The following is a 24,976-nucleotide window of genomic DNA, read 5'->3' on the forward strand; positions in this document are numbered from 1 at the left end:
TACGGGGAGAGGCTTCAATTGAGTATTCCCTTTAGATCAAATAATGAAAAAATCTGAGTTTTTGAGTTATCTTCATCCCATTAGTGTTGAGAGTATACTGAAGAATATGTCAATAAAAACTGATTGATGTTATTATTAGACCTTTGGTGTCTTATAAATATTATAAGAATGTGTGGAATCCTTGAATTGTCTTTCTCAGAGTATAGCTGCGACTAGCGTATACTGATAGTTAGGAATTGAGTAGATACATAATTAATGGTTTGTTTTTTTCATGGATAAATGGAATTTACTTTATTTATAACTTATTATAATATTCCACCGAAACGGCAACATTAGCTAACAAAAAATGATTGTGTAAAATAGTAGAATGTCTGACAGAAAAATGTCCTTTAATCATTCAAAAAAGTTCAGTTTTTGATCAATGATGTCTGAATCCCTTGTGGAAGGGGATGCTTAGTATAAAAGCGGAAATACTATCAGTTTTTTTGATCTAAATTTATCAGGTGATTGTATATCAGAGAACTTATGATAATAGCTTCTCTCTCTTTTTTTCTCTGATTTTTGTTCGAAATTTAGGACGCTGAAAAAAGAGATAGGAGAGAGATTAATAGATAAATGGGTACCACAAAAAAAAGACCTTGTAAGTTTTTCTTACAAGGTCTTTTTTTACTATGAGGTTCCTGGCGGATTCGAACCGCCGTAAACGGTTTTGCAGACCGGCGCCTAGCCACTCGGCCAAGGAACCATTTCCTTCTTAGCGACTGCAAAGATATAAGAATTTCTTTATTTAACAATGATTCCTAAAGAAAATTCAAATGATGCCTTTTGTACTCGGCAGCTCGTAATTGAAAATATCCCGTTTTTTAGCCATCTTAATCGCTCTAGCTAAGGCTTTAAAGATACCTTCTATCTTATGATGTTCATTTGCTCCTTCTGCTTTTATATTCAGATTCATTTTCGCTGAGTCGCTTAATGATTTGAAGAAATGTAAAAACATTTCAGTAGGCATATCTCCAACTTTTTCTCTTTTGAAGTCAGCTTCCCAAACTAGCCATGGACGTCCACCGAAGTCAATAGCTACGGAACACAAGCAATCGTCCATAGGAAGACAGTATCCATAACGTTCAATCCCCCTTTTATCACCTAGAGCCAGACTGATGGCTTCGCCTAATGCTATAGCGGTATCTTCTATCGTATGATGTTCATCAACGTTTAAGTCTCCGTTGACTCTGATTGTAAGATCAACATTGGCATGTTTGCCGATTTGTTCGAGCATATGGTCGAAAAAGCCCAGCCCTGTATGAATATCACAAACGCCTTTACCATCTAGATTTAAAGAAACAAAGATATCAGTTTCTTTTGTAGTCCGTTTCACTTCGGCACGACGTTCTCCTGCGAAAAGATATTCACTGACAACATCCCAATCTGAAGTTTGCAACGCACAAAATGGTTTTAATTCGGAAGGAACGTCAATATCTTCACGTAGAAAAATAGCCTTAGCTCCTAAATTCTTAGCTAATTCCACATCTGTAAGCCTGTCTCCTATGACAAATGAACGGTTGAGGTCATAATCTCCGCCTGTATATTTACCAAGCATTCCTGTTCGGGGTTTACGTGTTGGAGTATTATCTTCGGGAAAGCTTCGGTCTATCAGTATATCATCAAAGGTAACACCTTCGCCTTCGAGGGTTTTCAGCATCTTGTTGTGTGCAGGCCAGAATGTATCTTCAGGAAAAGAGGATGTACCCAAACCATCTTGATTAGTGACCATTACAAATTCGAAATCGAGATTCTTTTGAATAAAGTATAAGTTACGTATAACCTTAGGATAAAATTCAAGTTTCTCTAAACTATCCAATTGGTAATCGATAGGCGGTTCAATTACGATTGTTCCGTCCCTGTCTATAAATAAAGCTCGTTTTGACATCAATTATAAAGATTTTAAAGATTCAATCAGGATTTTGTTTTCAGATTCCGTTCCTACGGTTATTCTTAAACAATCCCGACATAATGAAATAGAATTGCGGTTGCGGACAATAATTCCTTTTTCAACTAAAGAGTTGTATGTTTTATTCGCATCTTTAACTTTCACTAAAATAAAATTAGCATCCGATGGGTATATTTTTTCCACAAAAGAGACTTGTCCTAAGTTATTATTCAACCATTCTCTTTGAGCTATCAGCGTTTTTACCCATTCTTCTTTCAGCGATGTTTTGTTCAGTTCTTCCAAAACAAAGTTTTGTGTAAGAATATTGATATTATAAGGATATTTCACCTTATTAAAATAGCTGATAATCTCAACAGAAGCAAAAGCCATACCCAGCCGGATCGCAGCCAGTCCCCATGCTTTAGAAAAGGTTTGAAGAACAATCAGATTCGGATAAGTGTCTAAGTCGGGTAACCAGCTGTTTTCTATCGAGAAATCGATATAAGCTTCGTCGATTATTACAATACCCTTAAATGAAGTAATAACCTTCAGTACCTCAGATTTATCAAGTATATTAGCCGAAGGATTATTTGGTGAACAGAGAAAAATTAGTTTAGTCTGCTCATCTACTTTTTTTAGCAGAAGATCGGCATTGAGGCTGTAATCGTCATTAAGTAAAACCTGACGGTATTCAACATTATTGATGTCTGCACATACTTTATACATTCCGTAACTAGGATCTATTGCAACCACGTTGTCTTTACCCGGTTCGCAGAATACCCTGTACACAATATCGATAGGCTCGTCACTGCCATTACCGAAGAATATTTTATCGACCTCAACCCCTTTGATTTTGGAAACACGTTCTTTAAGTTTCCATTGAAGAGGATCCGGATAACGGTTGTAAGGCCCGTTCAATGGATTTTCATTCGCATCAAGATAAACTGATGCTTCTCCTTTGAATTCATCCCGAGCCGAGGAATAAGCTTTCAAGCTTTGTATATTTTTACGAACCAATTTGTTTAAGTCCATATTTAAGTAAATTAATTTTTTTCTGAAAAAGGTTACAGAATCAGTTATCAGTTATCGATTTCGAAAAGGTAACAAAGGTTGCACACTTCATGTCCATTTTGGGGTGTTACTGTTTTATTCTAAACGCCGTTCTTTCGGATTACAAAACTCGAGTAACAAAAAATCTTTTACCTGCTAATACCGGACGAATAATTATTCACCCCTGCAGAATTTCTAAAAAGGAGACAAAGGTTACTCCCTTTTACTCATATTTATCAATAACCATTTTTTTCTGATCATTCAGTGCATCATCTATTTATACACTTATAGATAAAATTACAGAATACTCTTAACTGTTTCTTTCGTAAGTAGTCACAACAAAAACGATCAAAGGCTCATTGCCTATATTGGTTATGGAATGGTAATTATTGTCTCCTTGTATTGAGGTTATATTACCCTTTTTCAAGTTCAGAGTGCGGGTTTCGTAATTCTCGCCGACTCTCTCACTATAACTTCCTTCACCATTAATGATTACATATAATTCCTGTTCTTTTTTAGATCCATGTTCATGAAATCCGGCTTGGTCACCTTTATTGAGTAATACCATATAAACACCGATCCTGTTATTTACTAAAGCTCCTTTCTCGAAAACCGAAAGCATATACACTATTCCGTTTCCTCCGTACATCGGATCTCGTTTTTCTATATCCAATACCGTATTCTGAGGTTTTCCGAATGGTACTACATTGATGTCTATATATTTTGCAACAGTATCAAGAATATGTTGCTGCTCGCTGTTCCAATTAGTATTCATAAGATTATTATCTGTATTTATTGTTTTTTCGAGTGAGTAATGTGGAATACCTATTTCGGTAAATTCTTCGCCAAGTTGTTTATATTTCAATTTAAAATAAAATTCAGCAACGACTTTTCTCGCATGTATTGCTATCTTTGAATACCCTAGTTCCTTCGCTTTTTGTTCTGCAAATAAAATTAATCTGCGTCCTATGCCACTTCCCTGAAAATGATAATCGACAGCCATTTGTCTTAATCTAAGAGTTGTATTATCTACTTTAGATAATATGCAAGTACCGGCAATAATACCATCCACATCGCAAACACATAAAATATCATTTTGGTCATTCATCAGATCTTCAGTAGAAAATCTCAACCCTAAAGGTTTACGTAAAACTTCATACCTTAGATCTACACTTTGCTTGTAAGCTTTGGATCCGTATTCAATAGTATAGCAGTTCATTCTTTAAGTCTTAATGTTACAGCATTTTTGTGAGCGAAAAGCAGTTCGTTTTCGGCCATTATTTCAATTGTGTTTCCTAAATTTTGTATACCCTCACGGCTGATCTCCTGAAAAGTTATTTTCTTTATAAAACTATCGAGATTGACTCCGCTGTAGGCTTTGGCATATCCGTTAGTTGGCAGGGTGTGATTAGTACCTGAGGCGTAATCACCGGCACTTTCGGGGGTATAGTTCCCTAAAAATACAGATCCGGCATTGATTATCTTATCTGCAATGTTTATATAACCTTCTGTTTCTATGATCAGATGCTCGGGTGCATATTCATTGGTGAGGTCTATAATTTCGTCCGTATTTTGTAACAAGATGGCTTTGCTGTGTACTAACGCTTTTTCTGCAATCTCTTTACGGGGTAGTTCGGCAAGTTGTTTCTCTATTTCAGTCAAAACATTATCGATCAGTTTTTCATCGGTAGTCGTTAGTATAACCTGACTATCAGGCCCATGTTCTGCTTGAGAGAGTAGATCGGCAGCTATAAATGCCGGATTGGCTGTCTGATCGGCTATTACTTGTACTTCCGATGGTCCTGCGGGCATGTCTATTGCAACATCTTTGAGACTTACCAATTGTTTGGCTGCCATTACATACTGATTACCGGGACCGAATATTTTATATACTTTCGGTATTGACTCTGTTCCGTATGCCATTGCACCGATAGCCTGTACACCTCCGGCTTTATAAATCTGATTTACACCTGCAGTCTTAGCCGCATAGAGTATTGCGGGATTTATATTGCCGTGTTTATCGGGTGGGGTACATAACACTATTTCTTTACAGCCTGCTATTTTAGCGGGAACAGCCAACATCAGAACTGTCGAAAACAGGGGTGCACTTCCTCCGGGGATGTAAAGCCCCACTTTTTCTATTCCTACCGACTTTTGCCAGCAGATAACTCCTTCTGTCGTTTCTATCTTTCTGGATTCGAATACCTGTGACTGATGAAATTTCTGGATATTCCGGCAAGCGGTTGTTATAGCTGTTTTTAATTCTTCGGATAATTTTTTTTCAGACTCGGCAATCTCCGAAATCTCAACTTTCAAAGAGGATAGTTTTACCTTGTCAAACTTTTCTTCATACTGTATTACGGCCTTGTCTCCATTTTGTTTAATGTCGGACAGGATTGCCGAAACGGTATCATTCAGAGAAGATGTATCGAATGTAGGTCGTTGAATCAACTTTTCCCATTCTTCCCTTTTCGGATATCTTATAACTTGCATTAGATTGTAAATTCTTTTTTTAATAAGCCATATATGGCCAAGTCTGTAAATTGATTGTCACAAAGAAGTTCTCCGTCTCTTTCTATACCTTCGAGCGTAAAGTCGAGACGTTGAGCAACTTTCCGGCTACGTTGGTTTTCTGTTGCAGCTTTTATTACTATTTTGTTTAGATCGAGTTCGGTAAAACCATACATCAGTAATTCTTTAACCGATCGGGTCATGATGCCTTTACCTTCAAATCGGGTAGAGAGCCAATAGCCGACTTCTGCCTTTTTATTCAGCATGTCTATATTATTAAACCCAACAAGTCCGGCAAACTCCTTTTTGTAAAATATACAGAACTGAGGTTTGTCTTCTTCCACTGCACTTTGCACAAATTCCCGAGTATCGTCTTCCTTTAGAGTACTGTCTACAAAAGGAAGCCAGGTTCTCAGTTGTTTGCGTTCTGTATCCAACGCTTTAAATATGAGAGGTACAGCGTCTATGGAAATTTTTTTTAACCGGATGTTTTCCGTGATTTCTATTATCATAGGGCAGAATATGGATTTTTCAGGACTTTAGCGTCTTCCTCGCACAAGTCCAGATTTTTAATCGTTCTCGAAACAGAGGCCCGGTTTAATAATAAAACCAATACACAGAATAACGAGATATACACAAACTTTTCATCACCGGTCATAATGTACGCGGCAGTCGAAAATAAAGTCATAACAGCCATAACAAACCACGATACCAGCAGCCCTTTTCTGTAAATAAAGAGTTTTTCCTGTAGTCCACGTTTGTGTTTAGCTGATTTGCATTTTTTCCGAAGATATATCAAAGCATAGATCAGTCCCAGAATAATAATAATCACATCCGATACCAGAAAAGGAATATCAAATTCGTCTTCCCGATAGGGTACAACTTCCCATTTCGAAAAAGCAAGAAATGCGCCTAATGCAAGAACTATTATTCCGTGTGTCAGATACAACGATCTGAAGTAGCTTTGTACACTATACATATTTATAAGGTGTTATTAACATTCAATCCGGATAACGGTAAAAACTGATCTTACGGCATTATCCTTTGCCAAGATAATAAAAAGGATTGAGACCTTATAATATCATCTTTTCAATCGGAATGACCAGAATACCTTCAGCCCCTAATGCTTTCAGTTTTCCTATTATTTCCCAAAATTCTTTTTCTGCAATGACCGAATGGATCGAACTCCATCCTGTTTCGGCTAATGGCAATACTGTGGGGCTTTTCATTCCCGGCAGTAACTTTATAATTTCGTTCAGTTTGTCATTGGGTGCATTCAGCAATATGTATTTCTTACCTTCGGCTTTTTGTACCGAGTTGATACGAAATGTCAATTCATCCAATATTTGAATTTTGTCGTCTGTCAGCTTTTTATTACTAATAAGCAAAGCCTCAGAGTCCATTACGACAGAAACTTCTTTTAAGCGGTTGCTTACTAATGTACTTCCCGAACTGACAATATCGAATATCGCATCAGCCAGTCCGATACTTGGAGCAATCTCTACAGACCCCGAAATTACATGAATTTCTGAATCTATGGAATTTTCTGCGAGAAAATTCTCTAAAATATATGGATATGAGGTTGCAATTTTCTTTCCTTCAAACCATTTCAGGTCATTGTAAGCCTCATCTTTTGGTATTGCCAACGAAAGTCTGCATTTACTGAACCCCAATCGTTTAACAACTGTAGCATCTTCATGTTTTTCTACATATTCGTTTTCTCCCACAATACCTACATCGGCAACCCCTGTTGCCACAGCCTGAGGTATATCATCGTCACGGAGAAATAGTATCTCTACATTAAAGCCGGTGGCCGGCACTAACAATGTTCTTTTTTTGTTATTAAGCTTAATGCCTGCTTCCCCAAGCAGTTCCATAGTTTCTTCAAAGAGTCTCCCTTTGGATTGAATAGCGATTCGTAGCATAAATTTTGTTTTGTAATACATAAAAAAAGGCTTACCATGCGGTAAGCCTCTCGTAACTTATATTCTGAAAATTGCATCACAACTAAGTCTTCACTTACCAAAGGAAGAAAAACATAGATGATGGTGATGCATTTTTTTTATCATAATCTCAAATACTGAATAATGATTCGTTTTTGCAAATATAGGAAACAAAATGTAAAAAACAAGACTGATATTTGTTTCTTTTTGAAAAAAGGCACGTTTCTACTTTTGACATGTAAGAAACTCCGGTTATTTTGCTTACGCAAGTGATAAAAAGGTCTGTGACCTTAATGGGCGTGCTCTCCGTGGTCGGCTGTCATAGATGCTATATAAAAAGCATTAGAAATGACAATGGTCGCATCTTCCTCGATTTTCTTTACCGGAGTTATCTGTGTATAGCCTAGTTCGCTGGTTCCCGTAATGACTTCTTCCTGCTTAAAATGGAATATTTTGCCTTCGGTTCCGTTTTCTTCATTTTGCAGTACGAGTATGTATTTTTTGCCTTCATTACTAATTATTGCATCGTTGGGGACTGCTTCTGTTTTTTCTTTTCCTATGTTGATAAGTCCTGTAACATACATTCCCGGGACAAGATGCAGGTTGTTCCGATCTTTAATTTCGAGATGAACTTTTATCGCTTTTGTATCGTCTTCAAATGATTTGTTGATTTCGTACACTACACCTTTCAGAGATGTTCCGGGTTGATTGGTTAAGCTGAGGTCTACTTCTTGTCCCAGTTTTACTTTGTTTATATCTTTCTCGAAAACTTTTACATCACAGTGCATTTGCGAATTGTCGCTGATATTCATCAGTGATGCTTGTATATCGACATAACTGCCTGTGCTTATATTTATCTTATTGACAGTGCCCGCAATCGGAGACTTTACGGGAATACGGGTCACCATATTTCCGGATGACACTTGCGATGGACTGATAGATAGCTGTAAAAGCTGCTTTTCGAGTCCTGTAAGTTGAGCCTTCGATATTTCGTAATTGGCGGAGGCCTGCTGCAACACTTTCTGAACGCCTGCTCCCTGTTCGGCAAGCTCTTTCTGGCGGTTATATTCCTGTTCGGCTACAAAAGCTTCTTTTTTGCTGGTCAGATAATTTTTTTGAAGTTCAACTATCGCAGTATTTTCCAGATAGGCAACAGTTTGCCCTTTACTTACATTACTGCCCTCGTTGACTAGTATCTGACGGATAATACCTCCGATAAGGCTAGTTATTTCGGCTTTCTTTTGCGGGGCGAGATTCATTTCCCCATTTACCCGGATGATATTTGCCAGCTCACGCTTTTCTATTTTGCCGAGTTTTATACCAACGGTATTTAATTGAGCTTCCGTAACTTCGACTCCTTCGTCATGATCCTGCTCCTGCTCTTGTTCTGTTTGAACTGATGTTTCTTTTTTATCTTCAGCCTTTTGTCCACATGATACGAACAGAGTCAAAGCCAGAGCAAATAGTGATATATAGATTGTTTTCATAATGAATTTGTTTTTCCTTGTAAGTAGTTTAATAAAATGACAGCCTGATTATAATCATTTACAGCATTAGCATATTGAAGCTGAATTTCAACTGCCGATTTCAGGTTTTGAATATATTCTATATAATTGATCTCTCCTTTTTCATACGAAATCTGAGAAATACGAGAAATATCGTCTGCCTGTTGTATTCCTGCTGTACGATAATAATCGAGAGCATCTTTTGCTTTATAGTAGTCATTCAGAAATGTGCGGTACTGCTTTTGCATAGACAGTAAGGCATCTTCCTGTTCGATCCGTGCTATTTCTACTTCACGTCTGGCTGCTTTGGTCTTTGATTTTTGTTCCCAAAAGAAGAGAGGAACACTAACGCCTACTTCGAAGCCCATAAAATTGCCTTTGTCGTATCTTGAACGATCTACATCATAAGGATTAAATCCCTTGATCACCATCTGATTACTCAGAGAAAAATTAAAGTTCGGAAGGAACCCCTGCTTAGCAATACTCAGGTTTTTTTCGCTGATTTCCCTTTTGCTTTCCAGTACTTTATTGTACGGAGTATTAAGCCCGTTGAATTCATTTAGAACCGGATTGCCATTTAATATTGATAAATCGTCTTCCCGAGGTTCTATCCATTCATCGCAATTAAGCCATCGTTGAAGGCTCAACTGAATACTGTTATATGTTTTTTTAGCTTTTTGCAATTCTATTTTATTCTCATTATAAACCCGTTGAGCATTCATTTGTTCCAATCGTCCTGACTCTCCCGCTTTGAATTTTGCATTGGCTAGAAACAGAAATTTGCTGTAAATACTGTCCTGCTCCAAAAGTATACTGATATTCTTTTTTGCAAAGACCAGCGTGTAATAGGTAGAAGTCACTTCTTTTATCAATTCGTTTTTAGTTACCTCATAATTATTCTTTTCGAGATTAGTTTCTGCTTTCAGCAGATTTTTCCTTGCTCCGTATATAGTTGGGAATTCAAAGCTCTGACTGATCGAAATACTGTTATCGGGACTTCCGCCCGAAGTCGGATCCTGAGAGATTGATATGCCTGTTTTTTCGATATTAAAGGCAGTGCCTTGCATATCTTTGGCTTTTTCGATAGATACTTTTCCCGATTTCAGCATCAGATTATTAGATAAAGCATCCTGAATACACTCATCCAGAGACTTAATTGAGGTTTGTGCAGTCATTAATCCTGTTAATGCCGACAAAAATAGGGTTAATGACAGTATTTTATATTTTTTCGGAATTTGTTTCATACTATGATTTTTTTTCAGAAATAAACGTTTTATATATCGAAGGCAATACCACTAATGTAAGAATAGTAGCCGTCAATAGTCCGCCGATTACAACCGTTGCCAGAGGGCGTTGTACTTCCGCACCATCGCTTGTTGATAAGGCCATTGGCAGAAATCCGAGAGATGCTACAAGAGCAGTCATAATTACCGGACGAAGGCGCAGCATACATCCTTTGATAATCCGTTCTTTTACATCTGTTATACCTTCTTTCTCGAAAGCGTTGAATTGCCCGATAAGTACTATCCCGTTGAGTACGGCTACTCCAAAGAGGGCAATAAATCCCACTCCTGCCGAAATACTGAAAGGCAGGTCTCTCAACCATAAAGCCCATATTCCTCCGATAGCTGATAGCGGGATGGCGGTAAATACAAACAGTGATTCACGTACGCTTTTGAGTGTCGCATACAGAAGGAATAAGATCAGCAGTAACGCCAAAGGTACAGCAACTCCCAAACGTGATTTGGCTTCTTCGAGATTTTTAAACTGACCGCCATAAGTATAGTAGTATCCCGAAGGGAGTTTGAACTCTTTGTCTAACAGCGATTCTATTTCGTGAACGGTACTTTGGACATCTCTTCCTCTCACATTGAATCCGATATAGATACGGCGTTCGCCGTCTTCACGGCTGATTTGCCCGGGAGCGTCTTTATAGTCGATATCGGCAATTTGGGAGAATGGGATATTACCGCCCGAATTTATGGGCAGATACAGGTTTCGGATGGAGTTCACATCATTCCTCAAATCTTTATCCATTCGCAGAACAAGGTCAAACCGGTTGCTGCCTTCGTAAACGAATCCGGCTTCGCTTCCCGCAAGAGCTGTTTTGAGAACCGTATTGGCATCTTTTATCGATATACCGTATTTTGCCAACTGATCGCGGTTATAAACAACCTGTATCTGAGGTAGTCCATTTACTTTCTCGACAAACGGATCTGATACTCCATCAACATTCTTTATCAGACTCGCAACCTTATTGGCGGAGGATGTCAGTATATTCAGATCATTTCCGTATATCTTAATAGCTACATCTTGTTTTATCCCTGTCATCAACTCATTGCTTCTCATCTGGATAGGCTGTGTCATTTCAAATCCCAGTCCCGGTATTACACTGACCGCTTCTTCCATCTTTTCCATCAATTCGTCTTTAGTTTTAGCCGATTTCCATTCTTTTTTGGGTATCAGTGCGATCATCATATCGGCACGTTCGATAGGCATCGGGTCGGTCGGAATTTCTGAACTACCTATACGGGTCACAATCTGTTTCACTTCGGGAAATTTATCTTTCAGTATTTTTTCTGCCTGAGTAGTACTTTTGATCATCTGCGAAAGCGATGTTCCCTGCGCCATACTTACTTCTGCTGCAAAGTCCCCTTCTTCCAGATTGGGGATAAATTCGCCTCCCATCCTGTTGAACATAAATACGCTGACAGCAAACAGAATGACCATACTAACTATTAATGTTTTACTATGGTTGAGGCTTTTTGTGATAACGGGCAGATAAATGTTATTAAGTTTATCCATTATCCTGTCCGATATATTGCGTTTATGCTCTGCTTTTTTGCTCAGAAACAAGGCACTAGCCATTGGGACGTATGTTAGTGAAAGAATAAAAGCTCCGAGTATCGCAAAAAATACAGTCATCGCCATCGGCTTGAACATCTTTCCTTCGATACCGACTAAAGTAAAGAGAGGTATGTAAACAATCATAATGATAATCTCGCCAAAAGCAGCACTGTTCCTTATTTTCGATGCCGATTCGAATACTTCGCCGTCCATCTCTTTCTGGGTAAGCATACCGCCTGCATATCGCTGTTTACTGATTTGTATATGATGACAGACTGCTTCTACAATGATAACAGCCCCATCGACAATCAACCCGAAGTCGATAGCTCCTAGGCTCATGAGATTACCACTGACGCCGAATAACCGCATCATCCCGAAGGCAAACAGCATCGACAGAGGAATAACTGATGCCACAACCAGTCCTGCCCTGAAGTTCCCTAAAAACAAAACCAGTATAAAGATAACTATCAGTCCTCCTTCTATGAGGTTTTTAGTAATCGTATGTGTTACCCTGTCAACTAATTGGGTTCGGTCTATATAGGGTTCGATAATAATTCCTTCGGGCAGACTTTTTTCGATCTGTGAAATACGTTCCTTTACATTTTTGATTACTTCCTGGAAGTTCTCTCCTTTTAGCATCAATGTTATTCCGGCAACTACTTCTCCTTCGCCATTACGGGTAACCGCTCCGTATCGGGTAGCCGTTCCATATTGTACTTTGGCTACATCGCGGATAAGTATGGGGTTGCCGTTGACCGTTTTTACGGGAATTTTTTCTATATCTTCGAGAGAGGTTACAAGACCTATTCCCCGTATAAAATACTGATTACTGTATTGTTCAATGTAACTCCCTCCGGTATTTTCGTTGTTGTCCTCCAGAGATTTATAAAGTTCAGCAATTGTAAGCCCCGCTGCATTTAGGCGGTCGGCGTCTATTGCTACTTCGTATTGTTTCACAAATCCGCCCCATCCGTTTACTTCGGCAACACCTTCTGTACCCGAGAGTTGCTTCCGTACAATCCAGTCTTGTATAGTACGTATATCGGCTAGAGTGTATTTGTTTTCGTATCCTTCCTTGGCTCGTATTGTATAGTGGTATATTTCACCCAAACCTGTAGAAATCGGGGCAAGGTTTATTTTTCCTGTTCCTTTGGGAATAACCTCTTCGGCTTCCTTCAACTGCTGGCTTATTTGTTGCCGTGCCCAGTATATATCGGCATCTTCTTTAAAAACGAGCGTAATAACAGACAGTCCGCTGCTGCTGATACTCCGTCGTTCTTCAACTTTCGGTATATTAGCCAGAGCCAGCTCTATGGGGTTGGTTATAAATTGTTCTATTTCCTGAGCGCCAAGAGATGGTGCTTGTGTAATTACCTGTACCTGATTATTGGTAATATCGGGAGTAGAGTCAAATGGTAGTTGAGAGAGTGAGTATGCTCCCCATATAATAAGGGCGAGAGTACACACTCCTACAACTAATTTGTTCTCTATCGAGAATTTAATTAGTCTTTGAAACATAATGGATATTCAGTTAGCTATTAAATAATGAGAAAGTGATGCAATGAAATCAACACAGCAATATGACAATTATCAGGTTATTGATAATTGATCATAGCTTATAGATCATTGCCGACTGTTAACTGATTATAGTTTCGGAGGCTGCCAAAAATCGTATATTACAGATAATGGAGCATTTTCTGAGTAAAGTGAGTATTGAGGTATTTCTGAGAATACAAGTTCATCGGAGAAGTGATCGTCTACGAAAAAGTTGGGGTGGTGAAAGTTCGAACAATGACAAAACGGGGTGCATGCTGCATCTCCCTGACCATTGTGCTGCTGATCATCATGTTGGTGAATTGACTGCTCTGTCCGGCACGGATCAGTTCCTAATTCTTCGCAGTAGCATGGAACTACCGAGAGGAATAAGATGAATAATCCGAAAATGAATACCAGAACTTTCATAAAAACGTATTTGATGAAATACTTTTAGTTTATACCTGACTTTGATCATTTTGTTTGCCAAAGTAATAAACAGGTCTGAGACCTTATTTAACAGGTTTGATGCAAAAATAAGAAAAAAAATATGCAACAAGGTTGCAAACCTGATAAAAAAAGAGTACCAGGTGCCCCACGCCTGAGGCTTCCTGATACTCTACTGCATGTATAGCACTAAAAAAACAACTTTTCTTAATTTGACTTTTTACCTGTCGATCTCAGATGAGGGTTTACAGGGGCATAACAGCCTCTGACTTCTATCTCCATCCTGTCGCTGTTTGTAGTATACGAACATCCTGTTATCTTGAGCCTGTAGTAATAAATACCCAGTGCAGTCTGTGCGGCAGGAGTATATCTCTCTTGTGTGGCATTTTCGATGTCGGTCCATGTAGTACCATCGCTGCTTGTCTGCCATTGGTAAGCAGGTATTCCCAAAATACTGGCAGGGTCTATCGTACAACTCAATGGAGCAGGAACAGCTCCTGCACATATCTCCTGTCTTGGCGAAACCGCACCCAGTATGGGAGCTCCGTATACCTTGATGTTTACAGTTCCGGTAACGGTATTCCCGCAAAACTCGGGAGTCACACGAACTGTGTATATACCGCTCATTTCGGGTGTTGCATTGGCTATAACAGGGCTACGCTCGGTCGAGAATACAACGCCTTGCGGATTCATCCATTCGTAAGTTGCTATCCCCAGCGATGTACATGTCAGATTTATTACTTCACCTGCACATATATTGGGTGGGGCAGCTGTTGCGATATTGGTTTCAGTAAGTTCCTGTATGGAGACCTGTTGTTGGAATCCTCCGGTACAGTCGCTTACTTTTACCAGATACACATCCCCTGCACGTCCATATCTGAATACCATCCGCTCTCCGGCTCCTTTTTCTTCGGGTCCGAGCAGGCGTGTGGTACCTGCTGCGTCCCACAATTCGTATTTGTAGGGCGGGACACCTTTTCGGGCAGAAATTATTATTACACCATCGCCTTGGTTGCATCCATAAGACATTGTTTTGCTGTTATCGAGTTCTATGTTAGACGATTCTACAGTAAACTCTAAGGTCTCGAGCTGGCAGGTCGTGTTTGCCTGTATAGCCATTGTATATGTGCCGGGTGACAAGGTGAAAGATTCTCCGTAGGATATTATATTTGTCGGATATCCGCTGACACCTCTGACTATCTTATATTTAGTGATAGCCGGCTGGTCTACTCTGCCCAAGGTAACATAGCCCGATGGGGTTACTTTAATACCCTCGCAGGAGGCAGTAGCTGTATAGCCCAGATCTCTTACATTGTAGCCTCCTGCATGAGTGGCTTCGGCTGTAAAAGGCTCACCGCAGGGGGGAGTTACTTTTACTTTGTATGTTCCCGGAGGCAGGGCTGTTTTAGCAAAGCTGGCACTACTTAGACTATTATTAGGGAAGTACACTTCCTGATCCTCTTTATTATATCCTGCCGGTCCATCTGTAATTTCCATCGTTGTACCAGCTAAGATAGTTCCATTCCACTTTATGTCAATGTTTCCGTAGTCTTTGATACTACTGCATGTATTGGTAAACGTCATACTTACGGATCGGGGCATAGTACTTGTTACAGCTGTTCTAGTCCATGTTAGTTTATCGGCGTCGTTGTTATACCATAAGGTAACGCTATATGCTTTGCCATATTCAAGAGTTATGTAGTTTCGAACGTTAATAGCTGTAACCGGAGCTGTATATACTTCGGTATTGGTAGCGGTTTCTGTAACAACCATTCTTGCCGGAAAACATGGGCGAAACATGGTCAGGTATATCTGATAATTTTCGCAGGCCGGAATTGGACTCGTAGTTAGGCTTGCCACCTCGGTGGAGGGGTTGATCGCATAATTGGTCGAATAACCACTGGCATCTGTCACGGTGGCAGTGTATGCTTTGTCTATATTGTGACGAATGTCTTCGAATGCAGAAGGAAAAGTTGTATAAATATGGCGGTGTATTTCGGATCCCCCGTTTTCTGAAACCGTTACCGTTACCGGGTATTTCAATAAACTCTGCTTGTTCCAGTATACCCTTCTGTAACTTGCGTTACATTCTGCTAGTGCCGCTACATTACTTGATGAGATTGAGGGTTTTGGCAGAAATGAAGTAGACGAAACTTTACTGTAATTACAATCCTTTATCCGTATATGTGTCGACATTTTTTTATCGGTAAAGAAATCTTTGTAATTGGTCGATTCCGGCATGGAGGCTAATAGAAAGCCATTAGTTAAGGTTCCTGCATTCCAGTCGTACCAAGTTGTAGGAGTTTGACCTTCGGGAGCAAGTCCTATTTGGTACAGTCCGTCATCATAGTGCCGAAGCCAATCAGAGTTGGTCGTCAGGTTACTTCTGGTTGGGACAGATACTAGTATTTTATCACTACTGTCGATATTCTGGTACAGTGGGTGAAATAGGGTAGACGCATTTGGTACATCTGTAATTTCACGGATTGTAAAATTGCAGGTAACAAAAGAGTTACATTCGTCGGATATTTTTACCGAGTATTCTCCGGCCGGATAGTTTGTTCCGGTCAGAGTATAGATGGAATAATTTTTAGTGGCTGTTACCTGCCCCTGAGTAACTCCGGCAGGAGCAGCTGTAATCTCAAATGTATAATCTCCTCTGCCATAGTTTACATTCAGAACAATCGTCCCTGTACCACAAGGATAGGAACTACGCGAAGCATTTTGATTTAATTCTGCTTGGGGTTTTTGGTAATTCCCTCCTACCGTAACAGAGCATGTTCGTGTAATACGCCCTCCGTTTGTCGTACAAACTGCTTCCATTGTTACGATGTACTTTCCTTTAGCTATGTCCATAAGGATATTGCTGTTTTGTGAACCTATGGTTGTTCTGTCGGGATCGGTTTCCGCAGGGTCGGGATCGAGAGAATAGCGTATATTGAGCAGCGAAGCTACATCTGTTCCTTCCAGCTTAGCTACAACTTTTCCGCTGGCACTGCATAACGATGGCTCGGAACTCTCTATAGAGAGTGTCACATCATCGCATTGTGCATTTGCCTGTATGGCAGTGGTCAGCAGCAGCAACAGGGTGCAGAATAATTTAGTATATAATCGTTTCATCTGTTTTATTTTTTAGTGAGGGTAAGAGTTAATATCCCTGTGAGGGGTACACCGTAGCGAGAGTCCCCGTAATGCCATATCACTTCAACGGATGCTTTGTTTGCGTTTCTCGAGAGTTTGTACAGGGGTATATATTTTGGGTGCTGTATCACGGGAGCTTCTTCTCCGGGTTCGTTTTCTATTTCCAGCCGTTCAAGCGTTTTTTCTTCTGGTGTCATCGACAGGTCTTCATCTATTGAGTATATATATCCGCGGGGCAGGCTGCATCGCATTATTTTGCCATGGGCTATATATGCTTCTTTGAAAATACATTCGTAAAAGACGTCATAAGGTTCTACCTTGTCGAGGTCAATGTTTATCTTGTCCAGCTGGCTCTTTGTTCCATACCTGTAGATGGTAAAAGTACCGCTTTCGAACTTGTATTCTGCACCTGCATTATCGTAGGTCGAGGCTGGCGGCTGAGCATTTGCATTTAGCACGCACAGAACAAAAGCTAATATGGTAAAAAACTGTTTATATGATTTTCTCATCTGTTGTTGAATTTAGTAAGCACCATGGTGAGTTCGGTATCCTCATTGTATCTGGATGTGAACACTGCATTGTGGTTTTCTATCGACAGTGTGTATGCATTCATCTGCCTGATATGCTCTTCTGCGCTTGTGCTTTTGTGTGCAGGCTTCAGAAGTATACTGTCTGATACCTTGTATTCGACATCGTTTGCTAGTACACATCTTTTGAGCTTGCCTCCGGATATGTATGCCGATTTTAATATATTCGTGTAATATATCTCTTCATTTAGTAATGTTTCGGGATCTATCTTTATAGTCTTGTCCGGATTCCCGTAAAAGGTTACGGTTGCTTCCCTGAAAGTATAAATCCCGTTTCTTGTTCCGTTTTTTGTGTTCTGTGAATATCCGCTCAGAACATATATACTGAAGAACATTATGTATACATATTTAGTCATTAGAAATCTGTCCTTATTTTAGTTTGAAAATGATATTCATAAATGTCTTGTCCGAAATATTGGCACCGTCATTTATGAGTTTATATTTGAGTTTCCCGTCGGTTCCGACTGTTACATCCGTAAATACCGTATTATCGTAATAGGTTACCAGATAATAAAACGACGAGGTCGGCAATGGTGTTATTCTGGCATCAGCTATTGCTGCACTGGCCTTACTTGATGTATTGTCGGAGAGACCGAACTGTTTAGCATGTTCGGCATGCAGGTCTATGGTGAAAATTCCGTTCTGATGAGCCGGATCCGTGGTACTCAGCGGCAGTACTATTGACGGCATGTAAAAGAAACGCAGGCTTTGGTCGGGAGTCATTCCTATCCAGATAGTTCCGTTGAAACTGTAGTATCCGATATCTGTAACACGTGCCGTTTTAGTGGTTGTACCTCCTGTGGCGTCGGTTACATATACTAGGGCTCCGGTTTGGTCTGCCCCGTATTTTGGGTCTTTACCCTTTAGTTGAGCAAGTGTCAAACGGGGGACGATAAGTCCTTCGGCAGTTGTGCCGTCAAGATTTTGTGCTTGTATATCGAGACTGGCCTTAGGGTCTGTGGTATTAATACCTACCTGTGCATTGGTTGTCAGGACATGGAATAATATTCCGAATGTGATGATAAAGATCTTTTTCATTGTCATTTTTAGTTATATAAATTATTTTTTATTTATTCTGGATTTATTGAGTTTTATCGGTTTTATTTTTATCGCTTTTCTTACAAGCAGCTCGTTTAGTATGAGTACTTTATTGTGTATAGGAAAAAGCAGCAAGGTGCAATCCCTGCACTTTGCTGCAAAAGCTAACTGGCTTTTCATCTTATTGATTGATGAGGCATACGGAAAACAAACAAAGAACATTATGCCCGCCTGATCGGACTTGCCAGAATTGGGGGAACCCCCTTTTGTATATTTAAAAAAAGCAGATACGATAGTACTTACCGATTTGTTTTTTACCAGAACCGGATTGGGTCTGGGCTTGGTCTGTGCATTGGAGATAGAACTGCATAATATGCAGATTGTAAAAAATATAAAATAGCTATGAAAAAAAGATACTGATGGCTCTTTTTTGTGCAGGTCACGTTTTTTTGTTCTTGTAATCATAATTGAGTTGATTGCAGAGGTCGTATACCTCTGGATTGTTGTTTTATGTTGTTGCTGTTGTTTTTGAAGAAGCAGCAAAGTGCAATCCCTGCACCTTGCTGCGCAAATCAGCAGGCCTACTAATCTCAGGATGAATGAGAAAAATAGTGAACAAACCAAATGGATAGAGTTAAAATAACTCGCGCATCCTTTTTTTATATAGTCCTGCTTTTGGTAATTCAGTATAATGTATTTAGAGATGTATCCGACAGTATCTTTCCTTTCTGCATATACCCGCTTGTACAGGGTTTGGTTTCCCTGTATACACGCCTTTATCGGGGTATTCAGGATACCGGCGATAGTATATGAAGCGGATAGTTCCATGTCTTTGTTTTGATATTTTACTGGTCTTAGGGAAAAATGTACGGACAGTCTACACTCCCTCTGTCTGTATATCTTCTAAATGGAAGATATGCGTACAGATTCAATGGTGTAAAATGGATCAGAGTTCTGAGTCCGTATTACATCTCGTACATATATTTTTAGGGAAGGTCTTATGAAAGCCTGTTGTCTGGTACCGGACAGCCGTCAGCAGAAAGATTATTCTTTATTCTGTTGAACATAAAATGAGTATGTTGCGGGTAACCGGTTGGAGACAAAGGTTTTCAACTCATCTCCGTCCTGCCTTATAAACAGATGTTTATTATTGACAGACCCCAGGTCGAATAAAATATCGGGCAGTTTTCTCTGCCAGAGGCATTAGGTCTCATGTGTAGATTCCTATGTCCGAAAGGTGAATAGTTTAATTCCATTGTCATTCTGAATTGATTGTTGTTGTTTATATATCGTCTTGTTGTTCTCTGAAGAATTTGAAGTAAGCAGCAAAGTGCAATCTCTACACCCTGCTGCCTGATTGTATGGCTGGAGCACAAGCATTTTTTTACCGGATGAAGTTTTTGAACGACAACATGTAACAAATAACTTAATCGGGAATTGCCGGTCAAGCCCACTTTTATATAAATTGGTATAAAGTATGATAAGTACAGATACAAGAAATTTTACTCCGTCATTTTGACACAATAGAATTTTTGTTTCTGAAAAAAAATGATTATCTATTTCGAGTGTAGTGCGCGCCTGTGTGTGGCTCTCTCTCTAATATTTCACACGACATGAACAAACCTAAATTGTTAAAAAATGGTTTGGTTTGGATATTCCTATATGTTGTATAAAATCCCATGTTTGAGTCTAAAATATTTACTAATAGCGACAAATATAGAAATTATTTTCAACAAAGCAATATGTGTTAATTTTTTTTAGGGCATTTCTCCGGTAGGTACTAAACCTTTTAGTAATATTTTGAGTGAATGCAAGACTTTCTATCCAAAGCCATCCTATGAGGTAAATGTATATAAAAAGAACTATCTTTGGTTATTATGAAAAAATTAGTAATTGTGGGATGCGGTCGGCTAGCTCATATTGTAGTCGATGCGCTATTGAATGGTTTATTACCGGAATATGAATTGATAGGGGTATATTCACGGACAGAGTCTAAAACGAAACTGATTGTAGATAAAATGGAACAGCACGGAAAGTCGTGTTATGGTTGCTCTTCTCTTTCTGAATTATTGGCCTTAAAACCCGATTATCTTGTGGAAACGGCATCCCCTGCAGCAATGAAAGAGTTGGCATTACCTGCTCTTGAGAATGGAACATCTATCGTGACGTTATCTATTGGGGCTTTGGCTGATGCCGATTTATATCAGAAAGTGATAAATGCAGGAAAAGCCAATGGTACACGCATCTATATCGCATCAGGAGCAACGGGAGGATTTGATGTCTTACGAACTGCTACTCTCATGGGAAATGCATCAGCCCGGTTTTTCAATGAGAAGAATCCGGGTGCAATAAGGCGGGCTTCTGTTTATGACCCTTCACTCGAAAACGAAAAGCGAATTGTCTTTTCGGGAACGGCCACCGAGGCCATCAAAATATTTCCTACCGGACTTAATGTATCTGTTGCCGCATCGCTGGCATCGGTAGGACCTGATAATATGCAGGTTTCGATGCAAACTACTCCGGGGTTCGAGGGAGATACCCAACGGGTAGAGATCAAGAACGATCAGGTGCATGCTGTAGTTGATGTTTACAGTGCTACACCCGAAATCGCAGGATGGTCGGTTGTCAGTACGCTCATCAATATTGTTTCACCCATTGTATTCTGATAAATTGGCTAGTACCTTTTCGCTCAGGCGGTCAAACGCCTGACGGGTACGGCCAGTAGATACTTGCATACAACGAACATGAGGGTGGGAGAGAAGATGATTACCTCCCAAAGCCCCTACTGTATCGCAGAAACAGAGGTTATTTCCATCGAGCCACCGAAGGAAAGGCTGTTCATCCCAAGCCGGAGATAATCCCGTATTGAATAGTATCTTTTTATTGCCCAGATGTTTGAATTCTTCCTCATGAAGCAACACCGTATTCTTATTGAGGCAGCAGAATACCACTTCATTTTCGGCAAGAAGGTTTTTCAATGGTAAGAATCGGTATCCTTTTTCTTTAGCTTCTGACTTTTCACTCCTTGCAAAATAAGAAACATCTGCACCGAAAAATTTCAGGGCATCGGCTATCATTCCGCCCGATTTTCCTAATCCGATAATACCTGCTTTCAGTCCGGTTATTTCGCGGGGCATATTATCCCATGGGGATTGACCGAATCCATGAAGGCAACGAACCAGTTCGCTGATAGCGTATTCAACTACTCCTTCATCGCCATAGTCCCTTATACCGGTTACGGTTATTCCCCGTGTTTGGGCATAATTGATGTCTACATTAGCACTTTCCGGAGAATACAGTGAGCAGCACATGCCTATGTATTTAACATTGGGACATTGTTCGAGAGCCGATCGGGTGATTTGTGAGGTATAACTGAGCAGTACGGCATCTGCATTTCCTATGCGTTGGGCAATCTCGTTGTCATCTGAAGGAATATCCTGAAACAGAATTACTTCTTTGGCATATTTGTTTAATGCTTGTTCGGCCGAAGGTATCAAGCTGACAGGCTCTATTGCAACTAGTTTTTGAAACATGAGAGTATCTGATTTTATAAGAGATGAAATCTTAAAGTTAATAAAATGCTTTGTGTTCTCAAAATCGGTGTCGGATAGTGAGCTTTTGTTAATATAGTGTGTGATAAACAACTCATATTACATTATTATTCTGTATTTTTATAGCCAAATGAAACTTTTTCTAATATTCTTTATTTTATGAAGTCAGGGCATATTCTGGTAGTTGATGACAATAGAAACGTGTTGAGTGCATTAAGAATTTTACTCGAAAGTTATTTTGCAAAAGTTACCTTGTTAACAACTCCTAATCAATTGTTAGCTAGTCTGAGAGATTCTAAACCCGATATTGTATTGCTGGATATGAATTTTTCGGCAGGTATCAATTCCGGTAATGAGGGTTTGTACTGGCTGAGCGAAGTCAAGAAATTCGACAAGGATATTCCTGTTGTCTTATTTACTGCTTATGCAGATATAGATCTGGCTGTGAAGGCTTTGAAAGAAGGAGCAAGCGACTTTGTAGTGAAGCCCTGGGATAATGCAAAACTGATAGCTACCTTACAGGCTGCCTACACTTTACGCAAATCGCAGAAAGAAGTAAAACGGCTGAAAGAAAAACAAGGAGTTCTGAGCCGTGAGTTAAATAAAGAAGAAAATCTCTGCTGGGGAAAATCATCCGCAATGAGAGAGCTTTTGCAATTAGTGCAAAAAGTAGCCAAAACAGATGCAAATATCTTGATTACTGGTGAAAACGGAACTGGAAAAGAGGTTGTAGCACGTGAGATTCACCGTTTTTCTTCCCGAAAGGAAGAACCTTTGGTTTGTGTGGATATGGGAGCTGTGACCGAATCTCTTTTCGAAAGTGAGTTATTCGGGCATGTCAAAGGTGCATTTACCGATGCCAAGGCTGATCGTGCCGGAAAATTCGAGGCAGCAGATAACGGAACTTTATTCTTGGATGAAATCGGAAACCTGAGTTATCCTTTACAGGCAAAGCTTTTGGTGGCTTTGCAGTCTCGACATGTAATCAGGGTGGGGAGCAATGATCCTGTTCCTGTTAATATACGTCTGATTTGTGCAACCAACAGTAACCTGCATGAATCGGTTCAGAGCGGTGTGTTCCGCGAAGACCTGTTATATCGTATCAATACCATTCAGATAGAAATTCCACCGTTGAGGGATCGTAAAGAGGATATTGCCTTGCTTGCTGATTTCTTTCTGAAAAAATATGCATCCAAATACGGGAAAAGCTCATTGACATTATCAAAAGATACGATTCGTAAACTGGAAGATTATTCGTGGCCCGGAAATATAAGGGAATTGCAGCATGCGATAGAAAAAGCTGTGATCCTTGCAGATGGGAACGAATTGCAGTCATCAGACTTTTATATGAAAGACCATAGCGGAGGTAAAACTGCCGGAATAGAAAATATGAGTCTTGATGAGGCTGAACAGTTGCTTATTAGTTCTTCTTTGAAACGGAATGGTGGAAATATGTCTGCTGTAGCTTCTGAATTGGGTATAACACGCCCTACTTTGTATAGTAAGATTAAAAAATACGGACTGTAACTATGTTTAAATCTATCCATTACAGGCTTGTACTCTTTATCATACTGCTGATACTGTCTGCGTCATTACTGACTTTGTGTATCATCAAAGAGCAATACGTCTACAGCCTTATTCCGGCTCTAGGGGTATTTGCCAGTTTATATCTACTGACTTTCCATTATAAAAAATTTAATCAGAATATTTTGTTCCTGCTTAATGCGTTGGATAATGGAGATTACTCTTTTCATTTTACTGAATCTAAAATGTCGGCTCGGGAAAGAGATCTTAATACAATGATGAATCGTATTAAGGATATACTCACCAATGCAAGGAAAGAAGTTATTCAGAATGAAAAATTCCTCAGCCTCATTATCGAAAATGTATCTACAGGTATTGTTATTGTAACCGAAAGAGGCAATGTGAGGACTGTCAATCATTCGGCTCTTCAATTGTTGGGGTTGCCTGTTTTTACACATCTTAACCAGCTTAGTTCTATAAACGAAGATTATCCATTGTTATTTCACAATATTAAAGCAGGTGAAAAAGGGCAGATATCGGTAATAAACGAACGGGAAGAAGTGCTGGTAAGCTTGCAGGTGTCACAGATAAAAGTAAATGACGACCTGATCAAAGTAATAACTCTTAATAATATAGGTAATGAGTTGGAAGCTAAGGAAATGGAGTCGTGGATTCGTTTGATCCGGGTAATGACTCATGAGATAATGAATTCGATTGCACCTATTACTTCTTTAAGTGAAACTATGCTTACTTTGTTGAATGATAAAGATTTGGATACAATGGATTCTTCAATGAAGAATAATACGGTGGAAGCCTTCGATACGATACATATTACCGCTAAGGGTTTATTGGCTTTCGTGGAATCTTATCGCCGTTTTACAGGTGTACCTCAGCCTGTTATCAAAACTTTCGAATTGCGCCCGCTTATCAACAAACTAGTGCATTTACACGAGCACTTGATGGAGGATAGAAATATTGAAGTACAAATTATAGCAAAAGACGAGAACAGTATCATTAGCGGTGATGAAAATCTAATAACACAGGTTGTTGTGAATATTATAAAGAATGCTATACAGGCTATCGATCCTTCTGAGAATGGAAAAATATTTATTAAATACAGCGTACAGAACAAATTTACCTATATAGATATCAGTAATACAGGAAAACCGATACCTAAGGAAGAGTTATCAAGTATATTTATTCCATTCTTTACAACCAAAGAATCCGGTTCAGGAATTGGCCTTAGTATATCGCGCTATATAATGCGTTTGCATGGAGGGAAACTGATCCATTCGCTTTCTCCCGAAGGATATACGACCTTTACTCTAGTGTTTCCGAATTAAGCGATCAACAGATATATGAAAAAAGGGGA

The 24,976-nt window shown here is 39.5% G+C and carries 20 protein-coding genes and 1 tRNA gene; 3 read left to right on the top strand and 18 right to left on the bottom strand.

The window, feature by feature from the left end:
• Window positions 1-674: 674 nt before the first annotated feature.
• From AABJ51_RS00885 to AABJ51_RS00965, 17 genes are all read right to left on the bottom strand, one after another.
• Window positions 675-745 (bottom strand) — tRNA-Cys (locus AABJ51_RS00885).
• Window positions 746-811: 66 nt separating this feature from the next.
• Window positions 812-1,927 (bottom strand): bifunctional histidinol-phosphatase/imidazoleglycerol-phosphate dehydratase HisB, encoded by a 1,116-nt coding sequence (gene hisB, locus AABJ51_RS00890; protein ID WP_338374008.1) that lies wholly within the window; start codon window positions 1,925-1,927, stop codon window positions 812-814.
• 3 nt (window positions 1,928-1,930) lie between these two features.
• Complete coding sequence (gene hisC / locus AABJ51_RS00895) at window positions 1,931-2,959, bottom strand: histidinol-phosphate transaminase (protein WP_338374009.1); 1,029 nt, start codon at window positions 2,957-2,959, stop codon at window positions 1,931-1,933.
• Between the two features lie 328 nt (window positions 2,960-3,287).
• Window positions 3,288-4,196, bottom strand: coding sequence for a GNAT family N-acetyltransferase (locus AABJ51_RS00900; protein ID WP_338374011.1), 909 nt, complete (start codon window positions 4,194-4,196; stop codon window positions 3,288-3,290).
• Complete coding sequence (hisD, locus tag AABJ51_RS00905) at window positions 4,193-5,470, bottom strand: histidinol dehydrogenase (protein WP_338374013.1); 1,278 nt, start codon at window positions 5,468-5,470, stop codon at window positions 4,193-4,195. Before hisD ends, AABJ51_RS00900 begins: the two co-directional genes overlap by 4 nt.
• Window positions 5,470-6,000, bottom strand: a complete 531-nt coding sequence (locus AABJ51_RS00910) for a GNAT family N-acetyltransferase (RefSeq protein ID WP_026627047.1) — start codon at window positions 5,998-6,000, stop codon at window positions 5,470-5,472. The genes hisD and AABJ51_RS00910 overlap by 1 nt, the downstream gene beginning before the upstream one ends.
• On the bottom strand, window positions 5,997-6,467 hold the full coding sequence (locus tag AABJ51_RS00915) for a hypothetical protein (protein WP_026627048.1): 471 nt from the start codon (window positions 6,465-6,467) through the stop codon (window positions 5,997-5,999). Before AABJ51_RS00915 ends, AABJ51_RS00910 begins: the two co-directional genes overlap by 4 nt.
• Before the next feature lie 94 nt (window positions 6,468-6,561).
• Complete coding sequence (gene hisG, locus AABJ51_RS00920; protein ID WP_338374015.1) at window positions 6,562-7,413, bottom strand: ATP phosphoribosyltransferase; 852 nt, start codon at window positions 7,411-7,413, stop codon at window positions 6,562-6,564.
• A gap of 308 nt (window positions 7,414-7,721) precedes the next feature.
• Window positions 7,722-8,918: an efflux RND transporter periplasmic adaptor subunit gene (locus AABJ51_RS00925; protein WP_338374016.1), complete on the bottom strand. Its 1,197-nt coding sequence runs from the start codon at window positions 8,916-8,918 to the stop codon at window positions 7,722-7,724.
• Entirely contained in the window at window positions 8,915-10,180 is a 1,266-nt protein-coding gene (locus tag AABJ51_RS00930) for a TolC family protein (RefSeq protein ID WP_338374017.1), read from the bottom strand. The genes AABJ51_RS00925 and AABJ51_RS00930 overlap by 4 nt, the downstream gene beginning before the upstream one ends.
• Before the next feature lies 1 nt (window position 10,181).
• Window positions 10,182-13,301, bottom strand: coding sequence for an efflux RND transporter permease subunit (locus AABJ51_RS00935; protein ID WP_338374018.1), 3,120 nt, complete (start codon window positions 13,299-13,301; stop codon window positions 10,182-10,184).
• A gap of 126 nt (window positions 13,302-13,427) precedes the next feature.
• Window positions 13,428-13,745, bottom strand: a complete 318-nt coding sequence (locus tag AABJ51_RS00940) for a hypothetical protein (protein WP_157279440.1) — start codon at window positions 13,743-13,745, stop codon at window positions 13,428-13,430.
• 225 nt (window positions 13,746-13,970) lie between these two features.
• Window positions 13,971-16,883, bottom strand: a complete 2,913-nt coding sequence (locus tag AABJ51_RS00945) for an immunoglobulin domain-containing protein (RefSeq protein WP_338374020.1) — start codon at window positions 16,881-16,883, stop codon at window positions 13,971-13,973.
• A 5-nt stretch (window positions 16,884-16,888) separates the two neighbouring features.
• Window positions 16,889-17,413: a hypothetical protein gene (locus tag AABJ51_RS00950; protein ID WP_338374022.1), complete on the bottom strand. Its 525-nt coding sequence runs from the start codon at window positions 17,411-17,413 to the stop codon at window positions 16,889-16,891.
• Window positions 17,410-17,847: a hypothetical protein gene (locus AABJ51_RS00955; RefSeq protein ID WP_338374023.1), complete on the bottom strand. Its 438-nt coding sequence runs from the start codon at window positions 17,845-17,847 to the stop codon at window positions 17,410-17,412. The genes AABJ51_RS00950 and AABJ51_RS00955 overlap by 4 nt, the downstream gene beginning before the upstream one ends.
• 13 nt (window positions 17,848-17,860) lie before the next feature.
• On the bottom strand, window positions 17,861-18,529 hold the full coding sequence (locus tag AABJ51_RS00960; RefSeq protein WP_338374025.1) for a phage tail-like protein: 669 nt from the start codon (window positions 18,527-18,529) through the stop codon (window positions 17,861-17,863).
• Window positions 18,530-18,550: 21 nt separating this feature from the next.
• Window positions 18,551-19,357 (bottom strand): hypothetical protein, encoded by an 807-nt coding sequence (locus AABJ51_RS00965; protein WP_338374026.1) that lies wholly within the window; start codon window positions 19,355-19,357, stop codon window positions 18,551-18,553.
• Between the two features lie 1,049 nt (window positions 19,358-20,406).
• On the opposite strand from AABJ51_RS00965, the gene AABJ51_RS00970 reads away from it, so the two are divergent.
• Entirely contained in the window at window positions 20,407-21,195 is a 789-nt protein-coding gene (locus tag AABJ51_RS00970; protein ID WP_338374028.1) for an aspartate dehydrogenase domain-containing protein, read from the top strand.
• Here AABJ51_RS00970 and AABJ51_RS00975 read toward each other — a convergent pair.
• Complete coding sequence (locus AABJ51_RS00975; RefSeq protein WP_338374029.1) at window positions 21,178-22,062, bottom strand: D-isomer specific 2-hydroxyacid dehydrogenase family protein; 885 nt, start codon at window positions 22,060-22,062, stop codon at window positions 21,178-21,180. The two genes, AABJ51_RS00970 and AABJ51_RS00975, sit on opposite strands and share 18 nt — an antisense overlap.
• 177 nt (window positions 22,063-22,239) lie before the next feature.
• Here AABJ51_RS00975 and AABJ51_RS00980 point away from each other — a divergent pair, with 177 nt between their 5' ends.
• Entirely contained in the window at window positions 22,240-23,607 is a 1,368-nt protein-coding gene (locus AABJ51_RS00980) for a sigma-54-dependent transcriptional regulator (protein ID WP_338374031.1), read from the top strand.
• Window positions 23,608-23,609: 2 nt separating this feature from the next.
• Complete coding sequence (locus AABJ51_RS00985; protein WP_338374032.1) at window positions 23,610-24,947, top strand: sensor histidine kinase; 1,338 nt, start codon at window positions 23,610-23,612, stop codon at window positions 24,945-24,947.
• The last annotated feature ends 29 nt before the right edge of the window (window positions 24,948-24,976 follow it).

The sequence above is a fragment of the Indolivaga capnocytophagoides genome (assembly GCF_036511535.1).
GTDB classification, from domain to species: domain Bacteria; phylum Bacteroidota; class Bacteroidia; order Bacteroidales; family Dysgonomonadaceae; genus Dysgonomonas_A; species Dysgonomonas_A capnocytophagoides.

Bases quoted from the DNA above. Each gene is read 5' to 3' on its own strand.
- hisB (WP_338374008.1), bottom strand. From the start codon at position 1,927: ATGTCAAAACGAGCTTTATTTATAGACAGGGACGGAACAATCGTAATT.
- hisC (WP_338374009.1), bottom strand. From the start codon at position 2,959: ATGGACTTAAACAAATTGGTTCGTAAAAATATACAAAGCTTGAAAGCT.
- AABJ51_RS00900 (WP_338374011.1), bottom strand. From the start codon at position 4,196: ATGAACTGCTATACTATTGAATACGGATCCAAAGCTTACAAGCAAAGT.
- hisD (WP_338374013.1), bottom strand. From the start codon at position 5,470: ATGCAAGTTATAAGATATCCGAAAAGGGAAGAATGGGAAAAGTTGATT.
- AABJ51_RS00910 (WP_026627047.1), bottom strand. From the start codon at position 6,000: ATGATAATAGAAATCACGGAAAACATCCGGTTAAAAAAAATTTCCATA.
- AABJ51_RS00915 (WP_026627048.1), bottom strand. From the start codon at position 6,467: ATGTATAGTGTACAAAGCTACTTCAGATCGTTGTATCTGACACACGGA.
- hisG (WP_338374015.1), bottom strand. From the start codon at position 7,413: ATGCTACGAATCGCTATTCAATCCAAAGGGAGACTCTTTGAAGAAACT.
- AABJ51_RS00925 (WP_338374016.1), bottom strand. From the start codon at position 8,918: ATGAAAACAATCTATATATCACTATTTGCTCTGGCTTTGACTCTGTTC.
- AABJ51_RS00930 (WP_338374017.1), bottom strand. From the start codon at position 10,180: ATGAAACAAATTCCGAAAAAATATAAAATACTGTCATTAACCCTATTT.
- AABJ51_RS00935 (WP_338374018.1), bottom strand. From the start codon at position 13,301: ATGTTTCAAAGACTAATTAAATTCTCGATAGAGAACAAATTAGTTGTA.
- AABJ51_RS00940 (WP_157279440.1), bottom strand. From the start codon at position 13,745: ATGAAAGTTCTGGTATTCATTTTCGGATTATTCATCTTATTCCTCTCG.
- AABJ51_RS00945 (WP_338374020.1), bottom strand. From the start codon at position 16,883: ATGAAACGATTATATACTAAATTATTCTGCACCCTGTTGCTGCTGCTG.
- AABJ51_RS00950 (WP_338374022.1), bottom strand. From the start codon at position 17,413: ATGAGAAAATCATATAAACAGTTTTTTACCATATTAGCTTTTGTTCTG.
- AABJ51_RS00955 (WP_338374023.1), bottom strand. From the start codon at position 17,847: ATGACTAAATATGTATACATAATGTTCTTCAGTATATATGTTCTGAGC.
- AABJ51_RS00960 (WP_338374025.1), bottom strand. From the start codon at position 18,529: ATGAAAAAGATCTTTATCATCACATTCGGAATATTATTCCATGTCCTG.
- AABJ51_RS00965 (WP_338374026.1), bottom strand. From the start codon at position 19,357: ATGGAACTATCCGCTTCATATACTATCGCCGGTATCCTGAATACCCCG.
- AABJ51_RS00970 (WP_338374028.1), top strand. From the start codon at position 20,407: ATGAAAAAATTAGTAATTGTGGGATGCGGTCGGCTAGCTCATATTGTA.
- AABJ51_RS00975 (WP_338374029.1), bottom strand. From the start codon at position 22,062: ATGTTTCAAAAACTAGTTGCAATAGAGCCTGTCAGCTTGATACCTTCG.
- AABJ51_RS00980 (WP_338374031.1), top strand. From the start codon at position 22,240: ATGAAGTCAGGGCATATTCTGGTAGTTGATGACAATAGAAACGTGTTG.
- AABJ51_RS00985 (WP_338374032.1), top strand. From the start codon at position 23,610: ATGTTTAAATCTATCCATTACAGGCTTGTACTCTTTATCATACTGCTG.